This is a genomic window from Janthinobacterium sp. LPB2021202312-11-4, assembly GCF_037049705.1.
GTDB lineage: Bacteria > Pseudomonadota > Gammaproteobacteria > Pseudomonadales > Pseudomonadaceae > Aquipseudomonas.
The window spans coordinates 1-17889 of record NZ_JBAGKV010000017.1 but is presented as its reverse complement, the minus strand read 5'-3'; the positions used below and the strand labels follow the sequence as shown (position 1 = coordinate 17889).

General features: G+C 58.8%; 15 protein-coding genes. 4 read left to right on the top strand and 11 right to left on the bottom strand.

The features are described from left to right. Window positions 1-32 precede the first annotated feature (32 nt). From V5E99_RS18480 to kdpF, 5 genes are all read right to left on the bottom strand, one after another. Entirely contained in the window at window positions 33-2684 is a 2652-nt protein-coding gene (locus V5E99_RS18480) for a DUF4118 domain-containing protein (RefSeq protein ID WP_499803727.1), read from the bottom strand. Window positions 2685-2847: 163 nt separating this feature from the next. Next, window positions 2848-3393, bottom strand: a complete 546-nt coding sequence (gene kdpC / locus V5E99_RS18475; RefSeq protein ID WP_499803726.1) for a potassium-transporting ATPase subunit KdpC — start codon at window positions 3391-3393, stop codon at window positions 2848-2850. Between the two features lie 156 nt (window positions 3394-3549). Continuing rightward, a complete protein-coding gene (kdpB, locus tag V5E99_RS18470) occupies window positions 3550-5601 on the bottom strand; it encodes a potassium-transporting ATPase subunit KdpB (RefSeq protein WP_499803840.1) in 2052 nt (683 codons plus the stop codon). Between the two features lie 16 nt (window positions 5602-5617). After that, window positions 5618-7312 (bottom strand): potassium-transporting ATPase subunit KdpA, encoded by a 1695-nt coding sequence (kdpA, locus tag V5E99_RS18465; protein ID WP_499803725.1) that lies wholly within the window; start codon window positions 7310-7312, stop codon window positions 5618-5620. 8 nt (window positions 7313-7320) lie between these two features. After that, complete coding sequence (gene kdpF, locus V5E99_RS18460) at window positions 7321-7410, bottom strand: K(+)-transporting ATPase subunit F (RefSeq protein ID WP_007899818.1); 90 nt, start codon at window positions 7408-7410, stop codon at window positions 7321-7323. 396 nt (window positions 7411-7806) lie between these two features. Here kdpF and eat point away from each other — a divergent pair, with 396 nt between their 5' ends. Further along, window positions 7807-9171, top strand: coding sequence for an ethanolamine permease (eat, locus tag V5E99_RS18455; RefSeq protein ID WP_499803724.1), 1365 nt, complete (start codon window positions 7807-7809; stop codon window positions 9169-9171). Window positions 9172-9419: 248 nt separating this feature from the next. After that, complete coding sequence (locus V5E99_RS18450; RefSeq protein ID WP_123406749.1) at window positions 9420-9587, top strand: DUF2897 family protein; 168 nt, start codon at window positions 9420-9422, stop codon at window positions 9585-9587. A gap of 97 nt (window positions 9588-9684) precedes the next feature. On the opposite strand, the gene V5E99_RS18445 is transcribed toward V5E99_RS18450, so the two are convergent. After that, window positions 9685-10536, bottom strand: a complete 852-nt coding sequence (locus tag V5E99_RS18445) for an urea carboxylase-associated family protein (RefSeq protein ID WP_499803723.1) — start codon at window positions 10534-10536, stop codon at window positions 9685-9687. A 15-nt stretch (window positions 10537-10551) separates the two neighbouring features. After that, complete coding sequence (locus V5E99_RS18440) at window positions 10552-11205, bottom strand: GntR family transcriptional regulator (protein ID WP_499803721.1); 654 nt, start codon at window positions 11203-11205, stop codon at window positions 10552-10554. Window positions 11206-11380: 175 nt separating this feature from the next. Here V5E99_RS18440 and V5E99_RS18435 point away from each other — a divergent pair, with 175 nt between their 5' ends. Continuing rightward, window positions 11381-11938 carry a TetR/AcrR family transcriptional regulator gene (locus V5E99_RS18435; RefSeq protein ID WP_499803719.1) on the top strand — a complete coding sequence of 186 codons (558 nt, stop codon included), beginning with the start codon at window positions 11381-11383 and terminating at the stop codon, window positions 11936-11938. Here V5E99_RS18435 and fabF read toward each other — a convergent pair. Next, window positions 11935-13209: a beta-ketoacyl-ACP synthase II gene (gene fabF / locus V5E99_RS18430; RefSeq protein ID WP_499803718.1), complete on the bottom strand. Its 1275-nt coding sequence runs from the start codon at window positions 13207-13209 to the stop codon at window positions 11935-11937. The two genes, V5E99_RS18435 and fabF, sit on opposite strands and share 4 nt — an antisense overlap. Window positions 13210-13241: 32 nt before the next feature. Further along, window positions 13242-14036, bottom strand: a complete 795-nt coding sequence (locus V5E99_RS18425) for an SDR family NAD(P)-dependent oxidoreductase (RefSeq protein ID WP_499803717.1) — start codon at window positions 14034-14036, stop codon at window positions 13242-13244. A 393-nt stretch (window positions 14037-14429) separates the two neighbouring features. Here V5E99_RS18425 and V5E99_RS18420 point away from each other — a divergent pair, with 393 nt between their 5' ends. Further along, on the top strand, window positions 14430-15704 hold the full coding sequence (locus tag V5E99_RS18420; protein ID WP_499803716.1) for a Wzz/FepE/Etk N-terminal domain-containing protein: 1275 nt from the start codon (window positions 14430-14432) through the stop codon (window positions 15702-15704). Window positions 15705-15969: 265 nt separating this feature from the next. On the opposite strand, the gene V5E99_RS18415 is transcribed toward V5E99_RS18420, so the two are convergent. Together V5E99_RS18415 and V5E99_RS18410 are read right to left on the bottom strand one after the other, a co-directional pair. Beyond that, on the bottom strand, window positions 15970-16305 hold the full coding sequence (locus V5E99_RS18415; protein WP_499803715.1) for a ComEA family DNA-binding protein: 336 nt from the start codon (window positions 16303-16305) through the stop codon (window positions 15970-15972). Between the two features lie 203 nt (window positions 16306-16508). Then, window positions 16509-17549 carry an MraY family glycosyltransferase gene (locus V5E99_RS18410; RefSeq protein WP_499803714.1) on the bottom strand — a complete coding sequence of 347 codons (1041 nt, stop codon included), beginning with the start codon at window positions 17547-17549 and terminating at the stop codon, window positions 16509-16511. Window positions 17550-17889 lie beyond the last annotated feature (340 nt).

Sequence of the window (17889 nt, the reverse complement as noted above, 5' to 3'; positions counted from 1 at the left end):
ATAGAAGTGGCAAGAGAGTAGCGCAAGCGCGATCAGGCTTCACTTTCGTAGCCTGGTTGCGCCTGCAACGGCAGGTGCAGGGTGATGCAGGTGCCACGCCCTTCAATGCCATCGGCGACGCTGATGCGCCCGCCGTGGGCGCCAACCATGCCCTGACAGATCGCCAACCCGAGCCCGGTGCCCTGCCCGCCCCGATCACCGCGAGCGGCGGTGTAGAACATGTCGAAAATCTTCGCCCGCTCGTCCTCGGGAATCCCCGGCCCCTCATCGCTGACCGAGAAAAACAGTTCGCTGTCATCGGCTCCGGCGCGCACTTGCAGACGCCCGTGAACCGGTGAAAACCGCGCGGCGTTTTCAATCACATTGACCAGCGCCTGCTCGATCAGCGCCGCATGCACGTAGAGCAGCGGCAACTCGGCGGGCACTTCGGTGCTGACCTGCAACGGTGCCAGCACGGCGCGCAGACGATTGAGCGAACTGCCAACAATATCGGCGGGCGACACCCAGTCCCGGGCCAGCTTCAGCGCACCGTGACCGAGGCGGGTCATGTCCAGCAGGTTCTGGATATAACGGTCGAGGCGTTCGGCTTCATCGCGGGTGCCTTCGAGTAGCTCGCGGCGATCCTCCAGCGGAATCGCTTCGCCGAGGGCCAGCAGGCTGTCGATGCTGCCGCGCATGGAGGTCAGCGGCGTGCGCAAATCGTGGGACACCGAGGCCAGTAGCGCGCTGCGCAGTTGCTCGGTTTCGCCGTGCAGCCGCGCCGCTTCCAGGTCTTCGGCCAATTGCGCACGGGCCAGGGCCTGGGCCAGGGGTTGACTCAGGGCCGTGAGCAAACGCCGACGCTGGCCACTCAAGGTCTGGCCTTCTTTGGCGCACACACCGAGCAACCCCAGCGGCCCGTCTTCGACCGACAACGGCCACCACCACCAACGCCCGAACGGCAAGGTGCCGGTGCCGGCGCCCGCCTGTTGATCGTGTTGCCAAGCCCAATCGGCGGCGGCGCGTTCGGCTTCGGAGAATTCCAGTGGGCCACCGGTTTCGACTTTCCAGCCGCCCTGCCCGTCGCGATTGAGCAGGCACAGTTGCAGATCGCTCCAACCGTTCAAATGCTGAGCGGCGGCGCTGACCACGGCTTGGCGGTCGGTGGCGGCGGTGAGTTTGCGCGAGAGGTCGAGCAGTTCGGTGGTTTCTTCCTGGGTGTCGCGCAGGGCCTGCAATTGCCGGCGTTGGCGGGCCGCGAGGTTACCGGTGAGGGCCGCCATCAGCAGGAAGAACAGCAAGGTCAGCACGTCTTCTTCGCGTTGGATGGCGAACGAGAAATTCGGCGGAATGAACAGAAAGTCGTAAGTCAGAAACGACAGTGCCGCACAGGCCAGCGCCGGGCCGAGGCTGCTGCGCACCGCCACCAGCAACACGGCGGCGAGGAACACCAGGGAAATATTTGGCAGCGGCAACACACTCGCCACGGCCCAGGCCAACGCACTGGCCAAAACCGTAGCCACCAAGGCCAGAACATAGTCGAACCAGACCAACGAATGCGCCGAACGCTGACGGGGCGCGTGCGCTTCGTGATCGCTGTCGAGGACGTTGATTTCCAGCCCACGGGCATCGCGCAGCAAGCGCGACGCCAGACCGCCGCCGAACAAGCGCCGACGTAAACGCTGGCGGGACTGGCCGACCAACACCAGGCTGGCGCGGCGCTCGGCGGCGTGCTGGATCAAGGTTTTCGACACTTCACCAGCGCGCAGCAGCACAACTTCGCCACCAAGGCGTTCGGCCAGTTGCTGGGCGCTTTGCAGGCGCAGACGCGATTGCTCGTCGCGTACGCTGCCGTTGTCCACATGCACCAGGCTCCAGGGCAAATGCCGACGCTGGGCGACGCGGCTGGCGTGACGCACCAGGCGTTCGGCCTGCGCATCGCCATCGACGCCGACCAACAAACGACCGCGCACGGCCGGCGCCGCTTGGCCTAGCTGGCGATACCCCTGGGCCAGGTCATCATCGACCTGGGCCGCCGCCGTTTGCATGGCCATTTCCCGCAGGGCGGTGAGGTTGGTCTGGGTGAAAAACGCATCGATGGCCGCCCGCGCCTGCTCCGGCACGTAGACCTTGCCGTCGCGTAGACGCTCAAGCAATTCCCGGGGTGGCAGGTCGATCAGCAGCAGTTCGTAGGCTTCTTGCAGGACCCAGTCCGGCAGGGTTTCGCGAACCTGCACGCCAGTGATGCCGCGCACCTGATCGTTGAGACTTTCCAGGTGCTGGACGTTGACCGTGGTGAACACGTCGATGCCGGCGGCGAGCAGTTCCTGGATGTCTTGCCAGCGTTTGGCGTGACGACTGCCGGGGGCGTTGCTGTGGGCCAGTTCATCGACCAGCACCAGTTTCGGTTTGGCGGCGAGCAAACCGTCGAGGTCCATTTCTTCGAGCATCACGCCACGGTATTCCGAGCGCACCAGCGGTTGTTGCGGCAGGCCGCCGAGCAGGGCTTCGGTTTCGGCACGGCCATGGGTTTCGACCACGCCGGCCAGGACTTTCACGCCCTGGCGCAGTTGGGTGTGGGCCGCTTGCAGCATGGCGTAGGTCTTGCCGACGCCGGGCGCGGCACCGAGGAACACCTTGAGCCGGCCACGGCCATCCCGAGGCAGGTCTGCTAACAACGCGTCGGCGCGGCCGGAGTCACTCATCTGTCATTGCCTTGTTCGACTTGGAATTGGGGTGTTGCGTTAAAAGATCGCAGCCTTCGGCAGCTCCTACAGGGATTGCGGTGTCGACACGGTCTGCGTAGGAGCTGCCGCAGGCTGCGATCTTTTGATCTGTAGGAGCTGCCGCAGGCTGCGATCTTTTGATCTATAGCTTCTCAAGCGCCACATTCAACTCAAACACATTCACCACCGGCGGCCCCACCAACGGCTGCTCAATGTGAGCATTCATCAACTGTTCAACCTTCGCCACCGGGAGATTACGCGCCGCTGCAACACGCGCCAGTTGATAGGCAATCGCCGCCGGTGGCAAGTGTGGATCGAGGCCGCTGCCGGAGGTGGTCAGCATCGCCAAGGGCACCGGGCCCTGGCCTGGCACCATCAGTTTATTGGCGTCGTCGATCACCCGCGTGGCCAGCGCCGGATTGCTCGGCGACAGGTTGCTCGCGCTGCTCGACACCGTGGCAAACGCCCCCGCCGATGGCCGTGGATGGAACCAGGCATCACCGACGAAATCCTGGGCAATCAGCGACGAGCCACGGACCTTGCCATCGACGTCGCGCACCAGGCTGCCATTGGCCTGGTCCGGGAAGGCAACCTGGGCCACGCCGGTGACCACCAAGGGGTAGGCGACGCCGGTGATCAGCGTCATCAGGACCAGCAGGCTCAAGGCCGGACGTATCATTGTGGACATTTCAAAATCCTCGAATTCAGAGAGTAAATACAGCGTTCAGTCAGGTGGACCGTGGTGCATTCATCGCGAGCAAGCTTTGCTCCTACGGTTTCGCGCGACCTGTAGGAGCAAGGCTTGCCCGCGATGGCGGCGCATCTGACACGCCGCCTCGGGGGGTCAGACCAAATGCAACGCCGTCAGCAGCATGTCGATCGCCTTGATGCCCACGAACGGCACCACAATCCCGCCCAACCCGTAGATCAGCAGGTTGCGACGCAGCAACGCCGCCGCACTCGCCGCTTGCACCCGCACACCGCGCAGGGCCAACGGGATCAGCACCACGATGATCAAGGCGTTGAACACAATCGCCGAGAGAATCGCGCTCTGCGGGCTGGTCAAATGCATGACGTTCAGCACGCCGAGTTGCGGGTAGATCGAGGCGAACAGCGCCGGCAGGATGGCGAAGTATTTGGCCACGTCGTTGGCGATGGAAAAGGTCGTCAGCGCACCGCGGGTGACCAGCAATTCCTTGCCGATCTGCACCACGTCCAGCAACTTGGTCGGGTCGCTATCGAGATCGACCATGTTCGCCGCCTCCCGCGCCGCTTGCGTGCCGTCGTTCATCGCCATGCCGACGTCTGCCTGGGCCAGGGCCGGGGCATCGTTGGCGCCGTCGCCGCACATCGCGACCAGCCGACCGTCGTTCTGCTCGTGACGAATGCGCGCCAGTTTTTTCTCCGGGGTGGCTTCGGCCAGTACGTCATCGACCCCCGCTTCAGCGGCAATCGCCGCAGCGGTCAACGGGTTGTCGCCAGTCACCATGACGGTGCGAATCCCCAGTTTGCGCAGCTCGGCGAAACGTTCGCGGATGCCGGGCTTGACCACGTCCTTGAGGTGGATCGCACCGAGCAACTTACCGTCGGCGCAGACCAGCAACGGGGTGCCGCCGCTCTGGGCGATCTTGTCGATTTCCCGAGAGAGGGACGGCGCCAGATCAGCACGTTTCAGGCCGACGAAGGCCAGCAGCGAATCCACCGCGCCTTTGCGATACACGCGGCCCTGATAGTCCACACCGGACAGGCGAGTCTCGGCGCTGAACGGCACGGCAGTCAGCAGCTCGGCGCTTGGCTCAGGCTGCGGATGCAGACCGCGCAGGTACTCAACAATGGATTTGCCTTCAGCCGTGTCATCCGCCAGCGAAGCGAACAACGCGCCTTCGGCCAGTTCCTTGGCGCTGACGCCCGGTGCCGCATACACGGCGGTGCAACGACGGTTACCGAAGGTGATAGTGCCAGTCTTGTCCAGCAGCAGGACGTGCACGTCCCCCGCCGCTTCCACGGCACGCCCGGATTTGGCGATCACGTTCAGGCGAACCAGACGATCCATCCCGGCAATACCGATGGCCGACAACAGGCCGCCGATGGTGGTCGGAATCAGCGTGACCAATAACGCCACCAGGAACACCAGCGGCAGGCTGCCGTTGGCAAAGTGGGCGAACGGTTGCAGAGTCACAACCACCAGCAGGAAGATCAGCGTCAGGCCGATCAGCAGGATGTCCAACGCCACTTCGTTCGGAGTTTTCTGCCGTTTGGCGCCTTCGACCAGGGCGATCATGCGATCGAGGGTCGATTCGCCAGGGTTGGCGGTGATGCGCACCAGCAGCCAGTCGGAGACCAGCCGCGTGTTGCCGGTAACGGCTGAACGGTCGCCGCCGGACTCGCGAATCACGGGCGCGGATTCACCGGTAATCGCCGCTTCGTTGACCGCCGCGATGCCTTCAATCACCTCGCCGTCACCGGGGATCATTTCCCCGGCTTCGACGCGCACCACGTCGTCCTTGCGCAGGCTGGTGGCGGGCACGACCTGGAAGGTGCCGTTAGAGGTTTTGCGCCGGGCGCTCAAGCCTTCGCTGCCGGCCTTGAGGCTGTCGGCGCGGGCCTTGCCGCGACCTTCGGCCAGGGCTTCGGCGAAGTTGGCGAACAGCACGGTGAACCACAGCCACAGGGCGATTTGCGCCGCGACGAAGGTCGGCACGCTGCCGTCGGGAATGAAGCAGAGCACGGTGGTCAGGATCGCGGTCAGTTCGACCACCAGCATCACCGGCGCACGCTGCAATTGCCGTGGGTCAAGTTTGACGAAGGCTTGCACCAGCGCCGGACGCCACAGGGCCGAGATCGCGGTTTTCGGTTGTTCCGGCGCTTTGGCGGCGACGGGTTTAGTTGCGGGCATATTCATCATCTAGTCCTCAGAAGCCCATGCTCAGGTGTTCGGCAATCGGACCCAGTGCCAGCGTCGGCAAGAAGGTCAAACCACCCACCAGCAAAATGGTCACGGTCAGCAGGGTCACGAACAGCGGGCCATGGGTCGGGAAGCTGTTTTGGCCAATCGGCGCGGTTTTCTTCATCGCCAGGCTGCCGGCCAACGCCAGAACCGGGAGGATGTAACCGAAGCGACCGATCAACATGCCCAGCCCCAGCATCAGGTTGTGGAACGGGGTGTTGGCGCTCAGGCCACCAAACGCCGAACCGTTGTTGGCACTGGCCGAGGTGTAGGCGTACAGCAACTGGCTGAAACCGTGGGGGCCGGGGTTACTAATCGTCGCGGCGGGGCCCGGCAGGCTGGCCGCGATGGCGCCCAGCACCAGCACGCCAACCGGCATCACCAGCAAGGTCACGACCAACAGTTGCACTTCCTTGGCCTGCAGTTTTTTGCCGAGGTATTCCGGGGTGCGGCCAATCATCAGGCCGGCGAGGAACACCGCGATCAACACGTTCAGCAACATGCCGTAGAGGCCCGCACCGACGCCGCCGAAAATCACTTCGCCGACCATCATGTTGACCAGCGCGACCATGCCGCTCAGCGGGTTAAGGCTGTCGTGCATGCCGTTGACCGAACCGTTGGACGCCGCAGTAGTCGTCACCGACCAGAGCACGGTGGCCGTGGTGCCGAAACGCGCTTCCTTGCCTTCCAGCGGCGCGGTCTGTTCGACGGCAGCGTTGGCCAGCATCGGGTTGGGTTGGTACTCGGCCCACATCGATGTCGCGCCGCCGATCAGGAATAGCGCCAGCATGCAGGCGATGATCGCGCGGCTCTGACGCAGGTCTTTGACGTAGTGGCCGAAGGTGAACACCAAAGCGACCGGGATCAGGATGATCGAACTGACTTCGAAGAGGTTGCTCCAGGCAGTCGGGTTCTCGAACGGATGCGCCGAGTTCACGCCGAAGAAGCCACCACCGTTGGTGCCGAGCTGCTTGATCGCAATCTGGCTGGCCGCCGGCCCCAGCGGGATCACTTGATCGACGCCTTGCATCGTCACGGCATTCACGTATTGCGCGAAGGTTTGCGGCACGCCCTGCCAGACCAGGTACAGCGCCAGCAGCAAACACAGGGGCAGCAGGCCATAGAGGGTGGCGCGGGTCATGTCGACCCAGAAGTTGCCCAGGGTCTTGGTGGACTTGCGACCGATACCCCGGCACAACGCGACCAATACCGCGAGGCCGGTGGCAGCGCTGACGAAGTTCTGCACGGTGAGGCCGGCCATCTGACTCAGGTAGCTCAGGGACGCTTCACCGCTGTAGGCCTGCCAGTTGGTGTTGGTCATGAAGCTGATGGCGGTGTTGAACGCCAGCGTCCACTCCTGACCCGGCAGGTTTTGCGGATTGAGCGGCAAGTGGTCCTGGAACAGCAGGATCGCGAACAACAGCAGGAAACCCGCAAGGTTGAAGGCGAGCAAGGCCAGGGTGTATTTCTGCCAGCTCTGTTCATCCTGCGGATTGACGCCCGCCACGCGGTAACAGCCGCGCTCGACCGGGCCAAGGATCGGCGACAGCCAAGTGCGCTGCCCTTCCATCACCTTGTAATAAAAGCGCCCCAGGAACGGTGCCGGAATCAGCACCAGGGCGAAGAAGGCCAGAATCAGCCAATAGTCATAACTGTGCATAGCCGCTCCTAGTTCCGGTCCGCGCGCAACAGCGCAACCAACAGATAAATGAACAGCCCCACTGCCAACAGCAGTGACACCCCGTCCAGAACGCTCATGGAAATTCTCCGTGTTACGGCGTATTGCCGCGTGTGGAGTCATTGTCGGAAGGAAGGCTGTAAAGGAACGAGAGCGAGGGGTGTGGCGGGGCATAAAGAATGTGTAAAGAGTGGGTTTATAGCTTCGTTACAGGCTGGTTTTGTGGGGGCCGGGCGGGCCTCTTCGCGGGCAAGCCTCGCTCCTACAGGCTTGCATTGACCTTGTAGGAGCGAGGCTTGCCCGCGAAGGCGGCATAACGGGCGACGCTGCTCCCAACTGGCGCACAAAAAGCGCACATCCCGCAGCGATCATCCCCGATACGACAGCTTTCGCCGCTTTACGACGCGCAAATACAAAATGGCACGCCCACTGCAACACCCTGCCCCGAGCTTTCCAAACCGTTCAGGGAGCAACGCATGAACACACAACTCAAACCCACGCTGGGCACGCTGCACTTGTGGGGCATCGCGGTCGGGCTGGTGATTTCCGGTGAGTACTTCGGATGGAGTTACGGCTGGGGCGTGGCCGGGACGCTGGGCTTTCTGGTGACCTCCTTTATGGTGGCCACCATGTACACCTGCTTCATCTTCAGCTTCACCGAACTGACCACCGCGATTCCCCACGCCGGCGGGCCCTTTGCCTACAGCCGCCGGGCCTTTGGCGAGAAAGGTGGGCTGATTGCCGGGCTGGCGACGCTGATCGAATTCGTCTTCGCCCCGCCCGCGATTGCCCTGGCGATTGGCGCGTACCTGAATGTGCAGTTTCCGGCGCTTGATCCGAAGCACGCGGCGGTCGGCGCGTACATCGTGTTCATGGGCCTGAACATCCTCGGGGTGAAACTGGCGGCGACGTTCGAACTGGTGGTCTGCGTACTGGCAGTCGCCGAGTTGCTGGTGTTCATGGACGTGGTCGCCCCGGCGTTCAGCTTCAGCAATTTCGCCCTTAATGGCTGGGCCGGTTCCGATGTATTCAGCCTGCCGGCGGTTGCCGGGATGTTCGCGGCGATCCCGTTTGCGATCTGGTTCTTCCTGGCCATCGAAGGCGCGGCCATGGCCGCCGAAGAAGCCAAGGACCCGAAACGCACGATTCCGAAAGCCTACATCAGCGGCATCCTGACGTTGGTGCTGCTGGCCATGGGCGTGATGTTCTTTGCCGGTGGCGTCGGCGACTGGCGCACCCTGTCGAACATCAACGACCCGCTGCCACAAGCGATGAAAGCCGTGGTCGGCGAAAGCTCCGGCTGGTTGCACATGCTGGTGTGGATTGGCCTGTTCGGTCTGGTGGCGAGTTTCCACGGGATCATCCTCGGCTACTCGCGGCAGTTCTTCGCCCTGGCCCGGGCCGGTTACTTGCCCAAATCCCTGGCCAAGTTGTCGCGCTTCCAGACGCCGCACAGGGCAATCATTGCTGGCGGATTGATCGGCATCGCGGCGATCTACAGTGACGGCTTGATCAACCTCGGCGGCATGACACTGACGGCGGCGATGATCACCATGGCGGTGTTCGGCGCCATCGTGATGTACATCATGAGCATGCTCAGCCTGTTCAAGCTGCGTAAAACCGAGCCGAACCTGGAGCGGACGTTCCGTGCGCCGTGCTATCCACTGGTGCCGATGATTGCGCTGGTGCTGGCGGTGGTGTGCCTGGTGGCGATGGCGTGGTTCAACGCGTTGATCGGCGTGATTTTCCTCGGTTTCATGGCGGAGGGGTTCGTGTACTTCATGCTGACCGCGCAACTGCGGGCCGATGCGCCGGCGGATGCGATGCTGACCGGGCTCTGACAGCCGAGCCACCCCGCAATAAGGGTGGCAATACAATCCCCGTAGGAGCTGCCGAAGGCTGCGATCTTTTGATCTTGCTTTTTAAAAGATCAAGATCAAAAGATCGCAGCCTTCGGCAGCTCCTACGGGGGTATGTGCAAGTCGTAACAGGCATAGAATGGAACCACTGCGATTTCCCATCGCTCAAAGTGGTATGCACGATCGGTTGGCGAACTCCGTCAATCGGCCTGCCCTTCAAGGAGAGCCTTATGCCCTGGTATGCCTGGTTGATTCTGGTCGTTGCAATCGGCTCGATCGTTGGTGGTTTGATGATGTTGCGCGACACCGCCACCAAGGTCGACATGACCGAAGAGCAACGTAAACGCGTCGCCGAACGCAATGCGGAAATGGATGCCAAGGAAGCGCAGGACCGCTAGATCACAAAAGATCAAAAGATCGCAGCCTTCGGCGGCTCCTACAGGGTGAACACCAAACCCATGTAGGCGCTGCCGAAGGCTGCGATCTTTTTTGCTATTACTGCTCCCATTCAGCCTTGGCAATGTGCAAGCCATGCTGGCCTTTATACGCCGCACGTTCCGGCTGGCTCCAGCCTTCGAGCAACGACTCCTCCAGACGATAAATCTCCACCCCAAGCGGACGACACACGCTCAACGGGTCCTGCGCGTCCGGCCCCCACATGGCCAACGACAGATCGCCACCGGGGCAGGTCGATAGCGCGCACAACAGATCGATTTCAGCAAAAAACTCCAGGTAATCACCCTTCTGCGCCGGGCACGCCTTCATGAAATACATGTCGTCATGATTGAGGCCGGTGCACTGGAAAATGTTCAGCACGTCATGCACGTCGAACTCGGTCAGGCCATGGGGCAGTACCGCGCGGGTCAGGTTTGAGTGGCAGTGATGATGGAAATCCTCGCCGGTGAGCATTTTGTTCACATACGGATCGCAGCGCGTGCCAAGCAAATCGTGCAAGCGACCGCCGTGCTCGTCGATGCCGTAACCGGCCAGGCTGTCATCGGTGATGGTCACCAACGGGCGCAAAAACGGCAGGTTCGACCAGAGCCGGTCGTGGGTGCTGACGTGGGCGCCTTGCAACTGACGGGTGCGAGCGGCCCACAAACGCTCGCGAGGATCATGGGCATTCCAGACATTGAAATCGCCCACCTGCGGCCCGACCGGGGTGGTGACTCGAAAGACGTGACCGGCCGGCACATGCCAGGCGCGGCCGGTGCGGATCGGCACCTCGAACTGCTCGATCAGCGTGCGCCCGTCCTTCGCCTCGCGGACCCGTTCATAAAAGGCTTTATCCACCTGCAGGGCCGAGCCTTTGCTGACTTGATAAGCGGCCGGATAGTCTTTGTACATGGCACGAATCCTCGATCAGTGATGGGAAACAGGGGACAACATCTGCAACAACAGTTGCTCGGAATCATCGAGATACCGGCTCATCGCATCCAGGGCCGCCGACTTGTTACCGTCGGCCAGCAGGTCATGGATCAACCGGTCGCGAGCCAGCCACGGCGCCTGAAAACGTGACTCATCGGGGGCGCTGCAAAACACCAGGCGCAGTTGCGCGACGACATTGGTAAAGAACTCATCGAACAACGGGCTGCGCAGCAACCCGACGATGTGTTGATGGAAGGCCAGGCTGTGGGTGCCGACGGCGCGCCAGTCTTCGCGATCCCGCGCCAGATCCGAGGCCTCCAGGGCTTCGAGCATCCGGTCGGACTGGTACTCACGCAACGGCTGGCTGGCGCCGATGGCTTGCAATTCCAGGGTGCGGCGCACATTGAACAAGTCGCGCACATCATCGACACCGACCCGGCGCACCATCACGCCTTTGTTACGCACATAGCGGGTCAGGCCCTCCTGGCCCAGCCGATGCAGCGCTTCGCGAATGGTATTGCGCGAGGCGTTGTAGGCGGCCACCAGATCGTTTTCCACCAGGGCCATGCCTGGCAGTAATCGACCGCCGATGATATCGGCGCGCAACTCCAATGTGATGTGGTCGGCCAGGGACAGTCCGCTGCTCATACTCATCGCCTCATGATTGTTCAACAATCGTCCATGGATGAGTAATCACTATTCATGCCAACCCTTGAGCCCGTCGCGACCGAGTTGGACGCATCTGCATGCTTTTTAGAAGTAGAAGTACAGTCACCATCCAATGTTCATTGGTTAAGATGGCGCATTGTTGCGGAGAATAAAGATGCGTTACTCGCAGGACCACAAAGCCCAGACCCACCAACGCATCATCAAGGAAGCTTCAGCACGTTTTCGCCGCGACGGTATCGGTGCAACCGGTCTGCAACCGTTGATGAAAGCGCTGGGGCTTACCCACGGCGGCTTTTATTCGCACTTCAAGTCCAAGGATGAACTGGTCGAAAAGGCCCTGATAGCCGCTGGCGAAGAAGTCGACGGGTTGTGTGCCGAACTGTTCGCCCAGGAACGTCCGCTGGACGCGTTTATCGACACCTATTTGTCCGCATGGCACCAGACATCGCCCCATGAAGGCTGCCCACTGCCGACCATGTCGTCGGAACTCGGATTGCGCGGACAACCGAGCACCACCAGTGATGCGGTGCTCAATGCGCGGCTGGAACAAGTCAAAAGCACCCTGGTGGGCGAAGACGCCGCCGAGCGCAGCATCGTCATCATGTCGACGCTGGTCGGGGCATTGCTGCTATCACGCAGTGTCGAGAACGCCGAGCTGGCTCAGCAGATTCTCGACGTCACTCGCAATCACCTCAAGCAATTCAAAGCTTAACCCTGCCAACGCTTGAACAGCACACTGGCGTTGACGCCGCCAAACCCGAAGCCGTTCGACAGCGCATACTCGATGGGCATCGGCCGCGCCTGGCCATGGACGATATCCACCCCTTGCGCCGTCGGGTCCGGATTATCGAAATTGAGGGTCGCGGGCACGATCTGATCGCGGATGGCCAACAGGGTGAAGATCGCTTCGATCCCGCCCGCCGCGCCGAGCAGATGCCCGGTGGCCGATTTGGTCGAGGTCACAGCAATCGCGTTGTCCGTCCCGAACAACGACTTGATCGCCGCCAGCTCACCCAGGTCCCCCACCGGTGTTGAAGTGGCATGCGCGTTGAGATGCTGGACTTGCGCTGCCGAAATCCCCGCTTGCGCCAACGCCAGCGACATTGCCCGTCGCGCACCGCTGCCATCCTCGGGGCCGGCGGTCAGGTGATAGGCATCGGCACTGGTGCCGTAGCCGACCAGCTCCGCGATGGGTTGAGCACCACGGGCCAACGCGTGTTCAAGGGACTCGATCACCAGCAAACCGGCGCCCTCCCCCATTACAAACCCATCGCGGCCACTGTCGAACGGTCGCGAGGCACGCTCCGGCGTTTCGTTGTAACCGCTGGACAAGGCACGGGCCGCCGCAAAACCGGCCAGGCTGACGCGATCGATGGCCGCCTCCGCTCCGCCACACACGGCAATATCGGCTTCGCCACAACGAATCAACCGCGCCGCATCGCCAATCGCCTGAACCCCGGCGGCACACGCCGTGACCGGTGCGCCCAAGGGGCCCTGGAATCCGTGCTGGATCGACACATGGCCCGCTGCAAGGTTGACCAGAAACGAAGGAATGGTGAAGGGCGATAAACGCCGAGGCCCGCGACTGTCGGTGGTGCGCACGGCATCGGCTATCGCGCCAAAACCACCGACGCCGGAACCGATGATGGTGGCCGTGCGCTCCCTGGCGTTGGCGTCCTGGGCTTGCCAACCGGCCTGCTCCAGCGCCTGACGCGCCGCTTCCATCGCAAACATGATGAAGCGGTCCATCTTCTTTTGCTCTTTGGGAGGCGTCGCCCGGTCGGGATCAAAACCCGCTTCGGGGTCTTCAGCCAGGGACTGCACCGCGCCACCGACCTTGGCCGGCAAATCGGCTACCACCTCATCCGGCAACGCCCTCAACCCCGAGCGCCCGGCGAGCAAACGCGCCCAGACCGCCTCGACGCCGCTACCCAGCGGCGACACGATGCCCATCCCTGTTACAACCACTCGACGATCACTCATACCGCTTTCACCTCAAGCCGATTCATGGCGCCTCACTTATAGCGTGCGGCGGCTTTGTCTCGGGACAAGTTCGGCGCCATCACATGACGGGCCGCAACGAAGGCTTCCCACTCGCTGGCCTGCGGCAGGGAAGGAATGGTGATCAACTCACCCTGGTCCAAACCGGACAACGCCGCATCGACCATCTCCCCGGCCTCCATCACCATTTGCGCCGGAATCTGCGAGGCGTCGATACCGGAACGCTCCCAGATCTCGGTGCGTGTTACCCCTGGCAACACGGCCTGAACCTGCACACCGGTCCCGTTGAGTTCAGCATTCAGCGACTGGGTCAGACTCAGAACATACGCCTTGCTGGCGCTGTAAGTCGCATTGAAACGCTCAGGGAACAGCGCCACCACCGACGCAATGTTGATAATCGTGCCGCGACCGGCCTTGGCAAAACTGGCGGCTGCGGCCGAGGCCAGACGCGTAACCGTGGTCACGTTGAGCTGAATCAGACGCTCCAGTTGCTCCATGTCGGCGTTGGCCAGCAACCCATCGGCGGCGACCCCGGCATTGTTGAGCAACAAACTGATACTCGAATCGCTGCGCAGACGCTGCTCGAGTTTCAACACGTCGTCTTTTTGTGTCAGGTCAGCCTTGAGCACCTCGACCCGTACGCCGTGCTCAGTGCGCAACTTGGTCGCGGCGGCCTCCAGACGCTGCTCGTCACGAGCGACCAACAACAAATCAAAACCCCGTGCTGCCAACCGTTCGGCGTAAATCGCGCCGATACCGGAGGAAGCACCGGTGACGAGGGCTGTACCTTGGGACTGGGTGGAATTCATGACGGTGCTCCAGGGGTGATGCAAGGAAAGGGATGACGAGCCTTATTATAGGCATAATAAAAACAATATATTACAATCGTAATTTTAATATTCGGACAAATGGACGCCATCGTCAAAAGGTCGGCGCTGTCCAGCCTCTATCGAGACGATGCCGACAATCCTTGTTACACAGCAATTGTGAAATTGCTCGAACCCATGGGTTCAGTGACCCTGTTAGGTACCGATACACAGAAAACTACGCAGAAATACCAAATTAAACTGTCAATATCTTGCCGTAAATATTTGGATACGCGAGAATACAAAACATTACTAAATGTTTTCAGTAGGATTGCCAGCGGACACCTGTAGAGACTTTCTCGACGGAAACTGGCTTCTAAAAGACTTGAGGGCCTCATGAACTTCCCTGCAAAAATACACCATGAAACAACGTATAAGGAAATCGATCTCGCAGAGTCTCTTCGGGTTTTATGGAAGCAAAGGGGGATCATTCTACTCTTTACCTCGCTCTCCACGGCAGCCGCAGTAACTTATGTACTAATGGCTCAACCGCAATATAAAGTACAAAACAATATCAGGCCTGTAGCCTCTGCAGACTTGGACATGCTAAACGAGTCGGGGCTTTACAAGATTCAACCTGAAGAAGCTTTAAAACGTATCGGCTCTTCCATGGAGTCTTATGACGTACGTTTAAAATTTTTCCAAGCCAATCCGCAATTACTCGCACCAGTACAAGACTCCGGGCAGTCTATTGATGAAGCACTCGAACGTTTCAACACAAATGCGTTCACTGTTGAACAAATCGACCCTAAGAAAACTGCTAATTTTTCGGAAGCACTCCAGTTTGGAATAACGTATCCGGCAGGAATGGATGGCGTTGCAATTATTAACAATTTTACTGATTTCGTGGTCAAGCGTGAAAAAGAGAAGGTCGAGTCGGACTTAAAAGTCCTTATTGCCAACCGGATAGCGCAAGCGGAGAGGAAACTTATCACAAAGAAGGCCGCTTACGAGGCTGAAAAGGACTCAAAAATTGCAGCGCTTCTTGAACATGACCAATTAAAAAAAGAAACACTTCAAGACGAATTGAAAGCGTTACGACAACAACTTAAAACTCGTAGACAAAATCGCATCATGCAACTGGATGAGGCAATAACGATTGCCAAGAAACTAGGCATTGTTGCTCCCACCACGCCATCTGCGCTTGGAGAATCAGGCCTGACAAGACAGGGCAACATGATTCGAACAGAGGTTAGCAACCAACAGATACCATTGTATTTTATGGGCCAGGCGGCGCTTGAAGCAGAACGCGCAACACTGGTGTCTCGAAGTTCTGATGACTTTACCGAACCTCGTATTGATGAAATTCAGAAAGAACTCAATCTCCTCGCCAACAACCGCGAGGTCGCCCTTCTGAAACAGCGTGACAATGAAGAACTGTTCTTAAAAGGTTTAGGTGAAATACGGGAAGAACTGGCACATCTAAACAACCTCAACACCAACTATAGTCAATTAAATCTGGTTGATATCGATAGAATTGCATCATCTCCTCTAGAACCCGTTAAACCGAGAAAAGCACTGATTGTTGGTTTAGGTTTGATGTTCGGATTATTCCTCGGAATAGTACTCGCCGCAGTCCGGACAATTACGCTCCCAAAAAAAGCAGACTGACGAGCACATAGCACGTAGCCGCCTTGTGAACCAGAGTCGCCGTAACTGTTATTCATTCACGAGCAATGGAAGTGACCAACCACTCCAGAGGTAAGAGCAACCGCTAAGTGAAATCCAAAACTACGCATAGATCCTGATCTAATGTGCATAAAAATCCGGAATCCTAATCAGATTCCGGATTTCGTGAAGCTTGATGGTTAATCAATAATTTTCAAGGACACAACATTACGGTCAATGACTCGATTCCGGCTCTCGCCTCAATGAATCAGTTCACCTCAACCTTGTTACGATTCTTGTCCAGAATCGCCTTCCCGATCCCTTTGACCTCCAACAACTCCTCCACCGACGCAAATGCCCCATTACTCTCGCGATACGCAACAATCGCCTCTGCTTTGGCCTTACCTATCCCAGCGAGCTCCCGCTGCAGTGTCGCCGCGTCCGCTGTATTAAGGTCCACTTTTGCAACCTCCCTGAAGGGTGCAACCTGCGATGCCAATGGCGCGGTCACAGCCTGTGGGTCGGTCACTGGTGCAGCGATAACAGCAATAGAAGCCGAGCTCAGAAGGGCAAAAACCAGGGAGTAGAAATAGCCTGTACGCATAAGTGAAGCTCCATGACATTGATAAGTAAGAAGCAGCTTTTCCAACGCTGCCGTCAAACATTAGGTCATGCTGTGGGGTTGTCAAAAATGTATAAGTTACAGGTTGTGTAACAATCGCAGCCCAAAGCAGTGTGCTGCATCACAACCATGCTTGACCCAGGCGACTAGGCCGGTAATCTGAGAACGAGAAATTTTTTACTTCACTAAACCTGATTGGTTTTTTCGGCCCCCCCTGCACGATATTTAATGGCAAGTATGACTAAAGGTGCATAAGCCAAAATGATACCGACCATTCCATCGAGATTTAACAGCGCAACACACAGGCTAATTGGTAACAACCAACAGACGTTTATAAATACAACCGCCATCGTTACAGAAGAGTGACTGCCCAGTTGGCGCGAAGCAAACTGATAACCATGACTACGGTGAGCCTCATATACCCGTTCTCCACGTAAAAAACGTCGTATCAAGGTAAATGTTGCATCGACGATAAAAACCCCAAGTAAAATCGCCCACACGAATAATAAATGGGAGTCATGCCAGGCAGCTTGAAGCGAAAGAACACCCAAAATGATACCCAAAAATCCACTGCCAACGTCCCCCATGAAAATTTTCGCGGACGGAAAATTCCAATATAAAAATCCAAGCGCGGACATGGCGAGTAGTAACGGAGGCCAGATAAGAAACTGATAATCCCGCAACCAATAGACAAGACATGCTCCGAAGCAAGAGGTAACGGCTTCAACACAGGCAATACCGTCAATACCGTCCATGAAGTTATATAGGTTCAACATCCAGACCAGATAGATTACAGCCAGAACATTTCCCGACCAACCAAGGTCCAGTGTGACACCCAATATATTGAGTGGAGGTAATCCATCAAGCCAGAGTACGGCCCAAATGGCTGCTACAAAATGCCCGAGTAAACGCCAGCGAGCAGGTATGTGTCGAGAGTCATCAAAAAAGCCCAGTAGCGCGATACCGGTCCCCGCACCGAGCAAGTTCCACACCATCGCCCAACTCACGCCACCAAAAAGCGCGAGTATCGGTAGCGCAGCAAGAAAACTGAATACGATTCCTACGCCGCCACTGCGTGGCGTGGGAATAGAGTGCGAGCTGCGGGCATTGGGAACTTCTACCATGCTACGGGCAAGAGCATAGCGAAGAAAAATACCGGTAAACGCCAGAGAAGTGACTGTAACCGCGGATGCCGACAACCAGGGACTTATCCAGGAAAACCACATGTGAAGAGATACTTGATGACTCAAAGTGTCAGCTCCAATAGGCGTTTCGTAGCAGCGAAACCCAGACTACTACGCAGCCTCGACTGACCACTTCAACGTTATTATTTTTATAGTTTCGAAGATGCAGGCCCACTGAAGTGAGCACACATCGCCTACCCGCAACCTATCATCTTCCCAGCAAAAAAACACCCAATCCTGTTCATCCAGAAAATTGAGGTCGCTGTTGGCACAGCGCGCAGGATCGGTCAAACATATGCGAAAAACCAGCACCTACAGCAGTCAAAACTCATTAAGCTAGGACTAGTTCAAGACGCTTTTTTTTACTTTTTAAGGCTCAAGT